This window comes from Pectobacterium araliae, assembly GCF_037076465.1.
GTDB classification, from domain to species: Bacteria; Pseudomonadota; Gammaproteobacteria; order Enterobacterales; family Enterobacteriaceae; genus Pectobacterium; species Pectobacterium araliae.
This window is the reverse complement of record NZ_AP028908.1, coordinates 864,535-879,272: the sequence shown is the minus strand read 5'-3', so window position 1 is coordinate 879,272 and position 14,738 is coordinate 864,535. Positions and strand designations below refer to the sequence as shown.

The following is a 14,738-nucleotide window of genomic DNA, read 5'->3' as shown; positions in this document are numbered from 1 at the left end:
GTCAGTCAAATACCCCGGTGGACAGATAGCGGTCGCCGCGATCGCAGGCAATCGCCACAATCACACTGCCGGGGTTTTCTGCCGCAATCTGCAGTGCGCCAGCCACCGCCCCGCCGGAACTGACGCCGCAGAAAATGCCTTCCTGACGCGCCAACTGCCGCAGCGTATTTTCGGCATCGATCTGCGTCATATCCAGAATACGATCGACCAGATCGGCGCGGAAGATGCCCGGCATATAGTCCGGCGTCCAGCGGCGAATGCCGGGAATGTGGCTGCCTTCAGCCGGCTGTAACCCTACCGTGCAGATGGCGGGATTCTGCTGCTTCAAATAGCGGCTGACGCCAGAGATCGTGCCGGTTGTCCCCATGCTGGAAATGAAATGGGTCAGCTTACCCGCCGTCTGTTGCCAGATTTCTGGGCCCGTCGTGAGAAAATGTGCCAGCGAGTTGTCTGGGTTATTGAACTGATCGAGCGTTTTACCCTCTCCCGCCAACACCATCTGCTTCGCCCGATCCCGCGCCCCTTCCATCCCCAGCTTACGATTCACCAATACCAGCTCTGCACCATACGCGCGCATCGCGGTCTGGCGTTCATAACTCATATTGTCTGGCATCAGCAGACGTAACCGATAGCCTTTTACCGCCGCGATCATCGCCAGTGCAATACCGGTATTCCCGCTGGTCGCCTCGATCAACCGATCTCCGGGCGCGATATCTCCACGATTCTCTGCCTGCTGGATCATCGAGAGTGCAGCCCGATCTTTTACCGATCCGGCTGGGTTATTTCCTTCCAGCTTCAACCAGATTTCACTGTTCAACCCCTGCGTCAGGCGCTGCAATTTCACCAGAGGGGTATTACCAATACAATGCTCAAGCGTTGTCACAAGTTGAGTCCTAAAAAGTCTCACCCACTTACAGAGTGAACGATAAAATTAACGTTGCTGACAAACCCATGATGGTTAATTCGAGATACACAGGGCTACCACAGGGCGAGGTATCCCCACGGGAACCTCATCCCTGTGTTTCCCCTAAAATCTGACTTTGCCAGCAATCTCAATTTACTGCTTTTTCAGGCGGATTCTGTTCCCGCCCTTGCGCCATTTGCCGTTTTACCCGCCACTGCAAAGCGCTTTTGATGAACAGCGTCAGTATCGCCATCACGGTTAACAACGCCGCAGCGGTAAACGCCCCCACGCTGTTATAATCCTGATGCAACAATTCGACCTGTAGCGGCAGCGTGTAGGTTTCACCGCGAATCGAGCCCGACACCACAGACACCGCGCCAAACTCACCAATCGCTCTGGCATTGGTTAGCACCACGCCATACAGCAGCGCCCAGCGAATATTCGGTAGCGTCACCCGATAGAACACCTGCCAGCCTGACGCACCGAGCAACACCGCCGCTTCTTCTTCCTGGCTCCCCTGACTCATCATCACCGGAACCAGCTCCCTGACCATAAACGGGCAGGTCACGAATATCGTCACCAGCACAATCCCCGGCCAGGCAAACATCAGCTGTAACCCTTGTTCATCCAGCCAGCCGCCAACCGGGCCGTTGGTGCTGTAAAAGAGCAGATAGAGCAAACCTGCCACCACCGGAGAAACAGCAAAAGGAATGTCGATCAACGTAAGCAACAGTTGTCGCCCCGGAAACTGAAAGCGCGTGAGCAGCCACGCCAGCAGCGTGCCAAACACCAGATTCACCGGCACGACAATCGCGACCACCAGCAGCGTGAGGCCAATGGCATGCAGCATGTCAGGATCGCTCAGGTTACGCCAGACGCCCCCCAACCCGTGCGACAGCGCAGCGGCAAAAATTGACACTAAGGGGATGACCAGCATGATGAGCGATAATATCACGCCCAACGCAATCAGCGCGGCTCTCGCCCCGTTACGTTCCTGCCGAACAAGATGAGATTGACGCCGCGGCGTCACGGTAGGAATCTCTGCCATTACACGCTCCGGGTTCGTTGACCAAAACGGCTTTGCAGCACGTTGACAGCAAACAGTATCAAGAGAGACGCGGCTAACACGACGGAAGCAATTGCGCTGGCAGCAGGAAAATCAAACTCCTGCAAGCGGACAAAAATCATCAGCGAAACAACTTCTGTCTGCCAGGCGATATTCCCTGCAATAAAGATAACCGCGCCAAATTCGCCCAGACTACGGGCAAACGACAGCGCCGTTCCCGTTAAGAGCGCCGGGGTTAACTCCGGTAAAATGACATAGCGAAAACACTGCCAGCGATTCGCTCCTAACGTCTGCGCTGCCTCTTCATATTCCGGCCCCAGCTCTTCCAACACGGGTTGAACGGTACGCACCACAAAAGGAATGCTGGTGAACGCCATCGCAACCGTAATCCCCAGCCAGGTGTAAGACACCTTAATGCCATATTCTGCCAGCCAGGCGCCGTACCAGCCGGTCGTTGAAAACAGCGCAGCCAGCGTCAGCCCCGCCACGGCGGTGGGGAGCGCAAAGGGTAAATCCATCAACCCATCCAGCAGGGCTCGACCGGGAAAGTGATAGCGCGTCAGAATCCACGCCATTAACAGGCCGAATCCGGCATTAAAGACCGTCGCCAACCCTGCCGCCAAGAGCGTGACCTTGTAAGCGGCCACCACCTGCGGATTGGAAACCACCGCCCAGTACTGCGCCACACTCATTTCCGAGAGTTGCATCACCAGCGCACTTAAGGGCAGCAGCAGAATCAGACAGACGAACAGCAGGCTGCTACCCAGACTCAACGCGAATCCCGGCAGCACCCGCTTACCCGAACCAAAGGGCATTACTGACGACCAGCCGCCAGCAGTTTATCCAATTCACCACCGGTGTCGAAGTGGGTCTTCATCACCTGTGGCCACGAGCCAAACTGATCTTCCACGCGGAACAACGTGGTTTCAGGGAAGCGAGATTTCAGCGTTTGCGCCAGCTCAGGGTTATTTACACGGTAGTAAAAATCGGTGATCACCTTCTGCGCGTCTGGGCTATAGAGATAATTCAGATAGGCTTTTGCCGCCTGTTCGGTGCCATTCTTCTCCACATTCTTATCAACCCACGCCACCGGGAATTCTGCCAGTACGTTGACCTTCGGCACGATCACCTCGTAGTTCTCGGCACCGTACTGGTTACGAATGTTATTCACCTCAGATTCAAAGCTGATCAACACATCGCCCAGCTTACGTTCCACAAATGTGGTAGTTGCGCCGCGCCCGCCAGTATCAAATACCTCAACGTTCGCCAGAAAACGCGTTACCCACGCGCGAGTTTTAGCCTCATCGCCACCATTAGCTTTACTGGTCGCGCCCCAGGCCGCAAGGTAGGTATAACGGGCATTGCCAGAGGTTTTCGGATTCGGGAAGATCAGTTTCACGTCATCACGAACCAGATCGTTCCAGTCGTGAATCCCTTTTGGGTTGCCCTTGCGAACCAGAAAGGCCATGGTGGAATAGAACGGAGAGCTATTATTGGGTAGACGCGCCTGCCAGTCAGCAGGAATCAGTTGCCCGCGATCGTGTAGGATCTGGACATCCGTCACCTGATTGTAGGTCACGACATCAGCCTTCAGCCCTTGCAGGATAGCCAATGCCTGTTTAGACGAACCCGCATGCGATTGTTTGATCGTCAGCGGATCGTTAGGATGTTGCGACAACCACTGCTTTTCAAAGCCGGGATTGAGCGCCACAAATAGCTCACGAGACACATCATAAGAGCTGTTCAGCAGCTCGGTAGCAGAGACCACGCTCTGCCCGCCCAGCAGCAATGACAGCGCCAGAGAACCCTTCACCAGCCAGCCTTTCACCTGTACTTGATTCATCTTATGTCCTGCCAGAGTTAGCGCCTATTCGGTAGGCTTTGTTATGGGAGCTATCGTGTGAATAACCGATATTGAAATGCGCATATTCGCGAAAATCAGTGTAGGGGGAAGTGGCGGTTAACATATAACCTTTATATATAATATTTCGGAGTTTTTAAGCGCTAAAGGGCATAACACGACGGCGAAAGGTAACGGCAAAAAAGAGGAGAAAGAAAAAGAAAACGCAGCAAGATAGCCGATGCCGTGTATTGATGCCTGCACGAATACAGGCATCAGGAAAACGCGTCAAACCTTACAGTGACAAAAGCTGCGTCAAAGACGGCGCAAAGAAGTAGCTGCCGCTGACCGCTCTAGTAAAGCGCAGCATGTCGTCACGTTTGCCGTCACGATCGCCGAACATACTCAGCAACTGCTGCTCAATGTTGTGCAGTCGCGCACAATAGGCGATGAAGTAAAGCCCGTTCTTCCCGCTCGCGGTGCCATAAGGCAGACTCTGACGCAGGATTTTCAAGCCCTTGCCGTCTTCCTTTAAATCCACGCGGCTAAGGTGCGACGTCACAGGTCGCGCATCGGAAGACAGCTCTTCGTTATCCTGCTTGGTACGACCGATCATCTGTTCCTGTTGTTCTACGCTGAACCGCTGCAACTGCTTCAGATTGTGTTCCCAGCGTTGGGTAAACACGTAGCTGCCGCCTGCATCCGGCTGGTCTTCAGGGATAATTGCCACGGCGTGCCGTGCTTCACCCTGTGGGTTTTCCGTACCGTCGATAAAGCCACTTAAATCGCGATCGTCCACCCAGCGGAAACCGTGCGTCTCTTCTTCAATGCGAATCGCGCTACCAAACGCAGCCAGCGCAGCCTGTGCCAGCGTGAAGTTAACATCGTGGCGGAGCGATTGGATGTGGATCAACAGATCGCGCTGCGTTGCTGGGGCAAGCCCTTTACCCAGCGGCGTAAACGATTTCAGCTCCGCCGCGCTGTGGTTGCAGTCCAAATCGCGCCAAACATCGTTACCAAACGCCAGCACCGCGCCTAACCCGGCATCGGGATACTGCTGCTGTAAATCTTGTAATGTCTGACAGAATTTTTTGCATCCCTGCCGGATAGCATCAAACTCGCCCTGAATCATCGCTTCCATAAAAATGGCAAAACGGCGGTGTTCCAATAAAATACCGCTTTGAATTGGTGTCATTTCTGCTTCCTCAAGCGTCAGTTTTTTCTTTTGTTGTTATGGTTTACTACTGTGGTTACAGCAAATACGGCTGCCGGAAAAGAAATCAGGCGGCGCGGGTATCATACCGGAAGCCGCCTGACTTTTACCTTGCGTGAAGACAAATTAGTCCGTTAACGTCAAGACCCCCCTTTATAAAACGGATGTGTTACGCGCCTGCGCGTGCCACACGATTTTGCTCACTTTCCAGTTTTTCAGGATATCATCGGACGGCATCAAACCTTCTGGACCACTCCACTCGCCGGAATAGATGTAGCTGATATGCGTGCTCTGGGGCGCGGCGCATTCAACGCCCTGCGCATCATCACCTTGCCCTAACTGGCAGGACTCAAAGGCTTTGCTGTAGATATTGCTAAAGACATCACCGATCTTCACGCCACCAGCACTGCCAATCGCTGGGTCCATGACTTCGACTTTGCGCACGCTGCCCTTCGGCTGGCCGCTGATGATCAGCTTCACCTCTTTGCCATCCAACGCCTGATAAAACGCCACCAATTGACCATTGGACGTGCCCATTCCACTACGCAGTTGATAACGGCCATCCAGCGCGTTCTGTAACGCGCCTTCAGATAACGGCGTACCCGCATTAATGCCGCCGACGCCCGCATCCGTGATCTGCAACGAACTGCCGAACCAGTTAAACGGCGATAGGCTGGACCAGGAAAAATGGGAAAGCGTGCTGCATCCGGTCAGCAGTAGCGGCAACCCCAACACGAGCGGTAATCCCAAAGATAGCGAGCGAAAATTCATGGTGTGTACTCCTCAAAATTAAACGGCTTCCGTCACCAGCCCCCTGGCAAGATGGGAGTTGGAGTCTGCGAGCAACGAAAAGTGCCGTAAATAGACGGGATAATCCTGCGGGAGAGTATAGGGGGAAACCAACCAGAACCACAGACCTTCCGATAACCGAAAGGTCTGTAGATAACATCTTTGGTAATCAACGCATGGGCAAAGGCAACACGCTGCCGGAAAACACCCGATCCAGTTCAGTTGCTCACGTAAACGATCGCACAACGCTCCATTCCGACGCTATCCAGCGTTTGGCGCCAGCGAACACCGCTACTCTATAGCCCAACCTACGGTTCTGCGTCACTGTGCGAGAACCAAGGTCGAGGACGAACGTTTGGCATTAACTATTCAGTATGTCCTGATTGCCCGACAGATATCGGACAATCTTTCTGCCCCATGCTCTAACAATGTTCACGGAATGTAGCGCCGTTAAACGGCGACAGAAAGCAAACCGAGATCAATATTCGCGATCTTCAATCAGGCGTTTTCCCAGCGTAACGCTATCGACGATCTCATAGTCGAGCTTTTCATACATGCCGATCACCGCGTCGTTATCTTCACGCACCATCAGGTGGATCTTCGGACAACCACGGGCAATCAGTTTTTTCTCCAGCCGGCTAATCAACGCGTTGGCAATCCCGCGCCCACGAAAATCCGGGTGCACGCCCAGATAATACGCTGAACCTCGGTGGCCGTCGTACCCGCCCATCACCGATGCTACAATTTCGCCGTTCACCTCTGCGACCAGAAACAGATCGGGATCGTGGTTGAGCTTACGTTCGATGTCCATTTCAGGATCGTTCCACGGACGCAGCAAATCACAACGTTCCCAGAGGGTGATCACGGCTTCAAAGTCATCCTGTCTGAATATGCGGATTTCCATCACAGTCGCCATTTTGCAATAAGGTAAATCGTGATTATCGCGTGATTTTTATCAGACGCAATCGCAAATTGCGCGGCGCCATCAGGAATCACACAACAGGTGACCGGGGATCGATTTTATTGATGGTATACTGCCGCCTTTATTATTGTGCCACCAGCGCGATGGAAACGAGATGCCCACTATGTCTGACGTCAATGCGGTAAAACATTTTTTGCTTAGCTTACAAGAAGATATCTGCCAGCAGCTTGCAGCACTTGATGGCGGAGCCGATTTCGCCAAAGATGAATGGCTGCGTGCCGAAGGCGGCGGCGGGTGCAGTCGCGTGCTGTCCGGCGGACGTCTCTTTGAACGCGCGGGCGTAAACTTTTCTCATATCATCGGTAAATCGTTGCCGCCTTCAGCCAGCACCCACCGCCCCGATCTGGCTGGCCGCAGCTTTCAGGCGATGGGCGTGTCGCTGGTGATTCATCCGCTTAGCCCTTACATTCCCACTAGCCATGCCAACGTGCGTCTGTTCGTCGCCGAGAAAGCGGGAGAAGAACCGGTTTGGTGGTTTGGCGGCGGGTTCGATCTCACGCCCTATTATGGTTTTAAAGAAGATGCCGTGCACTGGCACCAGACCGCTCACGACCTGTGCCAACCGTTCGGTGATGATGTGTATCCACGCTACAAAAAGTGGTGCGACGATTATTTCTTCCTCAAGCATCGTAACGAAGCGCGCGGTATCGGTGGGCTATTCTTTGACGATCTGAACGAACCCGATTTTGCTACCAGCTTTGCCTTCATCCGTGCCGTTGGTAACGGATTCCTCGATGGCTATCTGCCCATCGTCGAACGGCGTAAAGATCTGGCATGGGGAGAACGTGAGCGTGAATTTCAGCTCTACCGTCGTGGCCGCTATGTGGAATTCAACCTGATTTGGGATCGCGGTACACTGTTTGGCCTGCAAAGCGGCGGGCGCACCGAGTCCATTTTGATGTCGATGCCGCCGTTAGCACGCTGGGAATATCAGCACCAGCCTGAGCCGGGTAGCCCGGAAGCCCTGCTGTATCAAGATTTTTTGCCCGTCAGAGACTGGCTGGCAGAAAGTCATACACACAACAAGGAAACATAAGTCATGCAGATTTGGGTCGATGCCGACGCCTGCCCTAACGTCATCAAAGAAGTGCTCTTTCGCGCGGCGGATCGCACACAAATACCGGTCACGCTGGTTGCCAACCAGACCATAAAAGTGCCGCCATCGCGCTTTATTCATACGCTGCGCGTTTCGGCAGGTTTTGACGTCGCCGACAATGAAATTGTACGCCGCGTTGAAACGGGCGATCTGGTGATCACTGCCGATATCCCACTGGCATCGGAAGTGATCGAAAAAGGCGGCATTGCATTAAACCCACGCGGCGAGCGTTATACGCCAGATACCATTCGGGAACGCCTGAATATGCGGGATTTTATGGACACCATGCGCGCCAGCGGCATACAGACGGGTGGCCCCAGCACCTTAAACCAGCGCGACCGTCAGCAGTTTGCCAATGAACTGGATAAGTGGTTGCAGCAGGTGCGGAAGTCATAGCCATCTGAGAGTCGTTATCTGAGGCGGTAACCATCCCGCCTCTTCTGCTTTAACGGGTAAGCACACATCACTTAGCGATAAACCGGTAACAGTTCGAGGCTGGAAAGAATATGTATCAGCGCGGTGCCGATACCAAATAGCAGCACCAGCGCGATCATCGCATTACCGCCCCGCACGCGGAACTGCGGGCTACCGAAGCGGCGACGTGATGCAAGCGCCAGCAACGCCGGCGTAATCACCGCCCATACGGTGGCAGCTAACCCAGCAAACCCAATCGCGTAAATAAAACCGTTCGGGTACAGCAAGCCACCGATAATCGGTGGCAGAAAGGTCACCAATGCCGTTTTGGCTCTTCCCATTCGGCTATCGTCAAATTTCAGCAAATCCGCCAAATAATCAAACAGCCCCAGCGTCACCCCAAGAAACGAACAGGCAACCGCAAAATTGGAAAAGACGGTGAGCAATACATCCAAATAAGGACTGTTCAACACGCCGCCCAGCGTCTGCACCAGAACGTCAATATTGCCGCCCTGCTCCGCAATCGCGATAAAATCAGGACGAGCAATATTTCCCATCGTGCCAATCAGCCAGATGGCATACATCACCAGCGCCAGCACGCTGCCAATAAACAGGCAACGCTTGATTATCTGTGGCTTGTGGCCGTAATGCTTCACCAAACTGGGAACGTTGCCATGAAAGCCGAAAGAGGCCAGACAAAAGGGTAACGTCATCAGCACATACGGTAGATAGCTGGGGGCTTCTTCCGCAACATTGAGTAAAATCACTGGCTTAACGTTCCACAGCAGGCTGCCGAACGTCATGAAAAAGGTCAGTACCTTTGCCGCCAGAAAAAACGCGGTCATGCGGCTCACCGCCGAGGTACTCCACCACACAGTCAATGCGACAAACAGCGCAAACAGGCAGCCGCCGACGCGGGCGGAAAAGTCGATCGACATCTCCGCAAGCGTGTGATGGATAATGGAACCACTCGCCGAGATATAGGCGTAGGTCAGGATATAAAGGACAAAGGCAATGGATATGCCGTTAACGATATTCCAGCGCTTACCCAGCAGATCTTTGGTCAATGTATCAAAGCTGGCACCGCTCTGATAATTCAGGTTCGCTTCCAGTATCATTAACCCTGAGTGATACATACAAAACCAGGTAAACACTAACACGGCAAATGACCAAAAAAACCAGGCACCCGACATCACCACTGGCAGGGAAAACATCCCCGCACCGATAATCGTCCCTGCAATAATCATCGATCCGCCAAATAGCGAAGGAAGACGCTTTTCTGTACCGTTTTTTTCTACAGTATTTTCTTTCACTGCGCGTGTTGCCATAACCGATATTCGCTCGTTAGTTTTTATCGAATCTGAGGAAAAAGCCCCCCTATAGACGAGGCGGAATCATGGCATAAAACCAAAATTATTCCATTGATTTAACTTATGCCACGGTATAGAAAATCCCTGTTTGGCTGAAAATGGTGTGTTATGTTGTACGCGATTAAGGGAAAAGCAATTTTAGGATGATGACGTTATGCTGAAGGCAGCGAAATCAGTTTTACTCGATATTCTTTCCATGATACTGACATTTATTCTCTGTATTTTTTCTACTGTTATTGTCGTCGCTATATTCCCCGATAGTCTGTTGTTCCCCGCCGGGGTTTTTGGCCTCATCGGTTCATATTGGCTAGGCCATCATCTGGTCGATAAACTGCGTAAATAAAAAACCCAGCCAACAATCGACTGGGTTTGTCTGTATTAATGGAACTCTTTACAGCGGCTTGGTTTGTGCTTCCACCACCGCCAGCGCCACCATATTCACAATCCGGCGTACCGAAGCAATCGGCGTCAGGATGTGTACCGGTTTCGCGATCCCCATCAATACTGGCCCAACCGTCACACCTTCAGAAGACGACACACGCAGCAGGTTATAGCTGATACGTGCCGATTCCATGTTCGGCATAATCAGAATGTTAGCCGAGCCTTTCAGCGGACTGTCTGGCATCTGTTCGCGGCGGATCGTTTCCACCAACGCGGCATCGCCGTGCATCTCGCCGTCGATCTCCAATTCCGGTGCCAGCTTGTTCACCAACGCCAGCGTTGCCCGCATCTTCTGTGCCGTCGGGGAATCCGAGGTGCCGAAGCTAGAGTGCGACAGCAGCGCGACTTTCGGTTCGATACCGAAACGACGCACGCTTTCAGCCGCCATCAGAGTAATTTCCGCCAGTTGTTCCGGCGTCGGGTCGGCATTGACGTAGGTATCAGCGATGAAGGTGTTGCCGCTCGGCAGCATCAGCGCGTTCATCGCGCCCGCGGCGTGCACACCCTCGCGGTAGCCGAACACTTTCTCAACCACATCGAAGTGCTCTTCATAGGTGCCAATCGTGCCACAAATCAGCGCATCCGCTTCGCCACGGTGAACCATAATCGAACCAATCAGCGTCGGGTTACCGATCACCGCACGCTGCGCTTTTTCCTGCGACACGCCGCGACGCTTCATCAGTTCAAAATACTCGTTCCAATATTCTTTGAAGCGCGGATCGGATTCGTTATTGACCACTTCGAAATCTTTACCGATGGTCAGTTGCAGCCCCAGCTTTTGCAGGCGCATTTCAATGACGCTTGGGCGACCAATCAGAATCGGGAACGCCAACCCTAGCGTGACTAATTCCTGCGTGGCGTGCAGCACGCGCGCATCTTCACCTTCGGCAAATACCACGCGCTTCGGCTGCTGACGCGCCTGTGCAAAGATCGGCTTCATGAACAGGTTGGTTTTGTAGACGAACTGGGTCAGTTTTTCGATATAGGCATCGAAGTCTGCGATCGGGCGCGTTGCCACGCCGGAATCCATTGCCGCTTTCGCCACTGCCGGTGCAATCTTGATGATCAGCCGCGGATCGAACGGTTTCGGAATCAGATAATCCGGGCCAAATGATAGCTCCTGATCGCCATAGGCAGACGCGACCACTTCACTCTGCTCCGCCAGCGCCAGATCGGCAATCGCATGCACGCAGGCCAGCTTCATTTCTTCGTTAATCGTGGTCGCGCCGACATCCAATGCACCGCGGAAGATGAACGGGAAGCACAGTACGTTGTTCACCTGATTCGGATAATCTGAACGGCCAGTACAGATTATCGCATCCGGGCGCACTTCTTTCGCCAGCGGCGGCAGAATCTCCGGTTCCGGGTTTGCCAGCGCCAGGATCAGCGGGTGTGGCGCCATGGTTTTCACCATGTCTGGCGTCAGCACGCCAGGGCCGGAACAGCCAAGGAAGATATCGGCATCAGGGATCACATCAGCCAGCTTGCGAGCACCGTTATCTTCAATCGCGTAAGCCGCTTTAGTTTCTTCCATATTTTCGTCACGGCCCTGGAAAATCACGCCGCGCGAATCGCATACCACAATGTTGTGCTTCTGAAGGCCCAGCGCCACCAGCAGGTTCAGACAGGCGATAGAGGCCGCGCCCGCACCGGACACCACCAGACGCACATCGGAAATTTTCTTTTCTACGACGCGCAGACCGTTCAGAACGGCGGCAGTACAGATGATCGCCGTGCCGTGCTGATCATCGTGGAAGACCGGAATCTTCATGCGCTCACGCAGTTTCTTCTCAATGTAGAAGCACTCTGGCGCTTTGATGTCTTCCAGATTGATGCCGCCGAATGTCGGCTCCAGCGCAGCGATCACATCGATCAGCTTGTCTGGGTCTAATTCGTCGACTTCGATATCGAAAACATCAATACCGGAGAATTTTTTGAACAGAACGCCTTTGCCTTCCATCACCGGTTTACCGGCTAGCGCGCCGATATTGCCGAGTCCCAGAACGGCTGTCCCGTTAGAGATCACCGCAACCAGATTACCACGTGCGGTGTATTTGTAGGCAGCCAGCGGATCTGCGGCTATTTCCAGGCAGGGTGCAGCGACACCGGGAGAATACGCCAGTGCCAGATCGCGCTGCGTCGCTAGCGGCTTCGTTGGGGAAACCTGAATTTTGCCGGGGATCGGATACTGATGGAAATCAAGGGCGCTTTGCTTTAGCTGTTCATCCATTTTATGTACCTTTTCGGTTTTGTTGTGTTGTGTCTGTAGGGGCGAGAGTACCCAGTATAGTGTTTGCCAATGGCTAAACTACCGAGGATGGCAAAAACTGTGGGGGAATGCTGGTTAATATAGTTATTTTATTTGACGGTTTTTTGTTCAGCACTCAGGTGAACAATAGGGAGATATCGTGCGCAAAAGGATCGCAAACAGCGCTATTGTTTGTGATCCAGATCAATTAATTCACCTGAGTCCATTGCATCACTCCAGCGCCGCATGCTGATATTACGGCGCAACACCACACGTTGCATCAGCCTATTTTTATCGCGGCGTGCTACTGCTTCGGCAGGCAAGACCAAAATAAAAATGCATTTCCTCTTTTTAAGAGGTGCATTTTTATTTTGGTCTTTTTTTTTGGTTTAATTGGCGTCAACACAGGGTAAAACTATGGATTATCAAAAAACGAATTATCAAAAACTTGGAGTCGACATCCTCGGGTTGAGCGGCGGCAAGCAGAACGTCAGCAAACTGACCCACTGCGCCACTCGCTTACGTTTCGAGTTCAACGACAGCCGTGCCGTACAGGCAGAGGCAATTGCTAAACTTCCCGGCGTCATCAGCGTGGTCGATCGCGGCGGCCAGTTTCAGGTGGTGATCGGCAACGACGTTCAAGTCACCTACCGGGCAATTTTGAATGAGATTGGCGAGATGAACAGCCAGCGCAGTGCTGGCAACAAGCAGCAGAAAAAAGGCGGTATTTTTACGCAAATCATCAGCGTGATTTCCACCACCTTCACCCCCGTCATTCCGGCAATTACTGGCGCAGGGATGATTAAAGCACTGCTGGCAATCCTCAAGCTGACTGGCTTAATTTCTGCCGACAGCACGACCTATCGCTTGCTGGATACCATCTCCGATGCAGCCTTTTTCTTCCTACCTGTGCTGCTGGCTTACGGAGCCTCCATCAAGTTCGCCTGTAACCCGATTCTGGCGATGACGATCGCTGGCGCATTGCTGCACCCAAATCTGGCTCAGCTGTTAGCATCAGGCGGCCCCATCAGCTTTATTGGCATTCCGGTACGGCTGGCGGACTATGCCGGATCGGTGTTACCGATCATTCTCACCGTGTGGATCATGTCCTACATCGAGAGATTCGCTGAAAAAGTCTCGCCATCGATGATCACCTTCTTCACCAAACCGATGATCGTGCTGCTGTTTACCGCGCCATTGGCATTAGTGGTGATTGGGCCTTTCGGTATTTTCCTCAACGATCTGGTCGCCAGCGGCGCGGCGATCATTGACGGCAAGGCAAGCTGGTTAATCCCGATGCTGATGGGTGGCCTGCAACCGTTCCTGGTGATCACCGGTACGGCCTGGGCGATGACGCCGATTGCCACCTCGCAACTTACCCGTAACGGCTTCGAGATGATCAACGGACCCGGCATGCTGGCTTCCAACATTGCTCAGGGCGCCGCCACACTGTGCGTCGCGTTTAAAACCAAGAACAAGAATCTGAAACAGCTGGCTTCTTCGGCGGGCTTCACCGCGCTGTTAGGTATCACCGAACCTTCCCTGTATGGGGTGACGCTGAAACTGAAGAAACCGCTGATTGCCGCCATGATTGGCGGAGGTTGTGCGGGCATCTATGCCGGACTGACCGGGCTGGTTCGCTACGCCTTCGTCTCACCGGGGCTGGCCGCGTTGCCTGCCTTTATTGGTGAAAACCCGATGAATATCGTCCATGCGCTGATCACCTGCACCATTGCGATTGTCGTCACGTTTTCCCTCACCTGGATCATGGGATTCGACGATCCGGTGGATGACACTGACAGTGCCCAAACCGATTCGGCTCAGGCAGATCAACGCCAAGTGTCACCAGTAGCCTATACCGCGCAAAAATCGCAGACAGCAGAAAACCGCGCGGAACCACAAACTATCCTCAGCCCGCTGTCCGGCAAATTGGTCGCGCTGAGTGACATCAACGATGACGTATTCTCTCAGGGATTACTGGGACAAGGCGTGGCGATTATTCCTGACAACGGTGAAGTGGTCGCGCCCGTCAGTGGCGAAATCATCACGTTCCTTGAATCTAAACACGCCATCGGCATCCGGGCTGACAACGGTTTGGAATTGCTGATTCACGTCGGTCTGGACACGGTGAACCTCAACGGCAAGCACTTTACCGGCTATATCAAACCGGGCGACCGTGTCACCGCTGGCGACAGGCTAATTAGCTTCGATCTGCATGAAATCACGCGTCTGGGTTATGACCCGGTTACGCCAGTCGTGATTATCAATAGCGATGAGTACGCCAGCATCGTCTGCACCGCACCGCAGCCGATCGCCCCGATGGATACCATCATTAAAGTGAACGCCTGACGATCCATAAAAGCATTGGGCACCCT

Annotated in this window: 13 protein-coding genes and 1 pseudogene; 5 read left to right on the top strand and 9 right to left on the bottom strand. The window is 53.4% G+C overall.

Annotation, left to right across the window (positions count from 1 at the left end):
* Position 1 precedes the first annotated feature (1 nt).
* From cysM to AACH44_RS03950, 6 genes are all read right to left on the bottom strand, one after another.
* Positions 2–883: a cysteine synthase CysM gene (cysM, locus tag AACH44_RS03975; RefSeq protein WP_261847251.1), complete on the bottom strand. Its 882-nt coding sequence runs from the start codon at positions 881–883 to the stop codon at positions 2–4.
* A gap of 169 nt (positions 884–1,052) precedes the next feature.
* Complete coding sequence (cysW, locus tag AACH44_RS03970; protein ID WP_261847250.1) at positions 1,053–1,952, bottom strand: sulfate/thiosulfate ABC transporter permease CysW; 900 nt, start codon at positions 1,950–1,952, stop codon at positions 1,053–1,055.
* Complete coding sequence (cysT, locus tag AACH44_RS03965) at positions 1,952–2,785, bottom strand: sulfate/thiosulfate ABC transporter permease CysT (RefSeq protein WP_261847249.1); 834 nt, start codon at positions 2,783–2,785, stop codon at positions 1,952–1,954. The genes cysW and cysT overlap by 1 nt, the downstream gene beginning before the upstream one ends.
* Positions 2,785–3,813 carry a sulfate ABC transporter substrate-binding protein gene (locus AACH44_RS03960; protein ID WP_261847248.1) on the bottom strand — a complete coding sequence of 343 codons (1,029 nt, stop codon included), beginning with the start codon at positions 3,811–3,813 and terminating at the stop codon, positions 2,785–2,787. Before AACH44_RS03960 ends, cysT begins: the two co-directional genes overlap by 1 nt.
* 292 nt (positions 3,814–4,105) lie before the next feature.
* A complete protein-coding gene (locus AACH44_RS03955) occupies positions 4,106–5,005 on the bottom strand; it encodes a Dyp-type peroxidase (protein WP_261847247.1) in 900 nt (299 codons plus the stop codon).
* A gap of 171 nt (positions 5,006–5,176) precedes the next feature.
* Complete coding sequence (locus AACH44_RS03950; protein WP_261847246.1) at positions 5,177–5,794, bottom strand: RpoE-regulated lipoprotein; 618 nt, start codon at positions 5,792–5,794, stop codon at positions 5,177–5,179.
* Positions 5,795–6,079: 285 nt separating this feature from the next.
* Between AACH44_RS03950 and AACH44_RS03945 the strand changes: the two are divergent.
* A pseudogene (locus AACH44_RS03945) lies at positions 6,080–6,238 on the top strand (hypothetical protein); the annotation flags it as partial.
* Positions 6,239–6,290: 52 nt separating this feature from the next.
* Here AACH44_RS03945 and AACH44_RS03940 read toward each other — a convergent pair.
* Positions 6,291–6,716: a GNAT family acetyltransferase gene (locus AACH44_RS03940; protein ID WP_107170338.1), complete on the bottom strand. Its 426-nt coding sequence runs from the start codon at positions 6,714–6,716 to the stop codon at positions 6,291–6,293.
* A gap of 181 nt (positions 6,717–6,897) precedes the next feature.
* Here AACH44_RS03940 and hemF point away from each other — a divergent pair, with 181 nt between their 5' ends.
* On the top strand, positions 6,898–7,830 hold the full coding sequence (gene hemF, locus AACH44_RS03935) for an oxygen-dependent coproporphyrinogen oxidase (RefSeq protein WP_261847245.1): 933 nt from the start codon (positions 6,898–6,900) through the stop codon (positions 7,828–7,830).
* A 3-nt stretch (positions 7,831–7,833) separates the two neighbouring features.
* Entirely contained in the window at positions 7,834–8,286 is a 453-nt protein-coding gene (locus AACH44_RS03930) for a YaiI/YqxD family protein (protein ID WP_261847244.1), read from the top strand.
* A 71-nt stretch (positions 8,287–8,357) separates the two neighbouring features.
* Here AACH44_RS03930 and mtr read toward each other — a convergent pair whose 3' ends face one another.
* The gene (mtr, locus tag AACH44_RS03925) at positions 8,358–9,632 is read right to left on the bottom strand and encodes a tryptophan permease (RefSeq protein WP_261847243.1); all 1,275 of its coding nucleotides are present in this window, start codon (positions 9,630–9,632) and stop codon (positions 8,358–8,360) included.
* 196 nt (positions 9,633–9,828) lie between these two features.
* On the opposite strand from mtr, the gene AACH44_RS03920 reads away from it, so the two are divergent.
* A complete protein-coding gene (locus AACH44_RS03920) occupies positions 9,829–10,017 on the top strand; it encodes a hypothetical protein (protein ID WP_261847242.1) in 189 nt (62 codons plus the stop codon).
* A gap of 48 nt (positions 10,018–10,065) precedes the next feature.
* On the opposite strand, the gene maeB is transcribed toward AACH44_RS03920, so the two are convergent.
* Positions 10,066–12,345 (bottom strand): NADP-dependent oxaloacetate-decarboxylating malate dehydrogenase, encoded by a 2,280-nt coding sequence (gene maeB, locus AACH44_RS03915; protein ID WP_261847241.1) that lies wholly within the window; start codon positions 12,343–12,345, stop codon positions 10,066–10,068.
* Positions 12,346–12,780: 435 nt separating this feature from the next.
* Here maeB and AACH44_RS03910 point away from each other — a divergent pair, with 435 nt between their 5' ends.
* Positions 12,781–14,712 (top strand): beta-glucoside-specific PTS transporter subunit IIABC, encoded by a 1,932-nt coding sequence (locus tag AACH44_RS03910; protein WP_261847240.1) that lies wholly within the window; start codon positions 12,781–12,783, stop codon positions 14,710–14,712.
* Positions 14,713–14,738 lie beyond the last annotated feature (26 nt).

Bases quoted from the DNA above. Each gene is read 5' to 3' on its own strand.
- cysW (WP_261847250.1), bottom strand. From the start codon at position 1,952: ATGGCAGAGATTCCTACCGTGACGCCGCGGCGTCAATCTCATCTTGTT.
- cysT (WP_261847249.1), bottom strand. From the start codon at position 2,785: ATGCCCTTTGGTTCGGGTAAGCGGGTGCTGCCGGGATTCGCGTTGAGT.
- AACH44_RS03960 (WP_261847248.1), bottom strand. From the start codon at position 3,813: ATGAATCAAGTACAGGTGAAAGGCTGGCTGGTGAAGGGTTCTCTGGCG.
- AACH44_RS03955 (WP_261847247.1), bottom strand. From the start codon at position 5,005: ATGACACCAATTCAAAGCGGTATTTTATTGGAACACCGCCGTTTTGCC.
- AACH44_RS03950 (WP_261847246.1), bottom strand. From the start codon at position 5,794: ATGAATTTTCGCTCGCTATCTTTGGGATTACCGCTCGTGTTGGGGTTG.
- AACH44_RS03940 (WP_107170338.1), bottom strand. From the start codon at position 6,716: ATGGAAATCCGCATATTCAGACAGGATGACTTTGAAGCCGTGATCACC.
- hemF (WP_261847245.1), top strand. From the start codon at position 6,898: ATGTCTGACGTCAATGCGGTAAAACATTTTTTGCTTAGCTTACAAGAA.
- AACH44_RS03930 (WP_261847244.1), top strand. From the start codon at position 7,834: ATGCAGATTTGGGTCGATGCCGACGCCTGCCCTAACGTCATCAAAGAA.
- mtr (WP_261847243.1), bottom strand. From the start codon at position 9,632: ATGGCAACACGCGCAGTGAAAGAAAATACTGTAGAAAAAAACGGTACA.
- AACH44_RS03920 (WP_261847242.1), top strand. From the start codon at position 9,829: ATGCTGAAGGCAGCGAAATCAGTTTTACTCGATATTCTTTCCATGATA.
- maeB (WP_261847241.1), bottom strand. From the start codon at position 12,345: ATGGATGAACAGCTAAAGCAAAGCGCCCTTGATTTCCATCAGTATCCG.
- AACH44_RS03910 (WP_261847240.1), top strand. From the start codon at position 12,781: ATGGATTATCAAAAAACGAATTATCAAAAACTTGGAGTCGACATCCTC.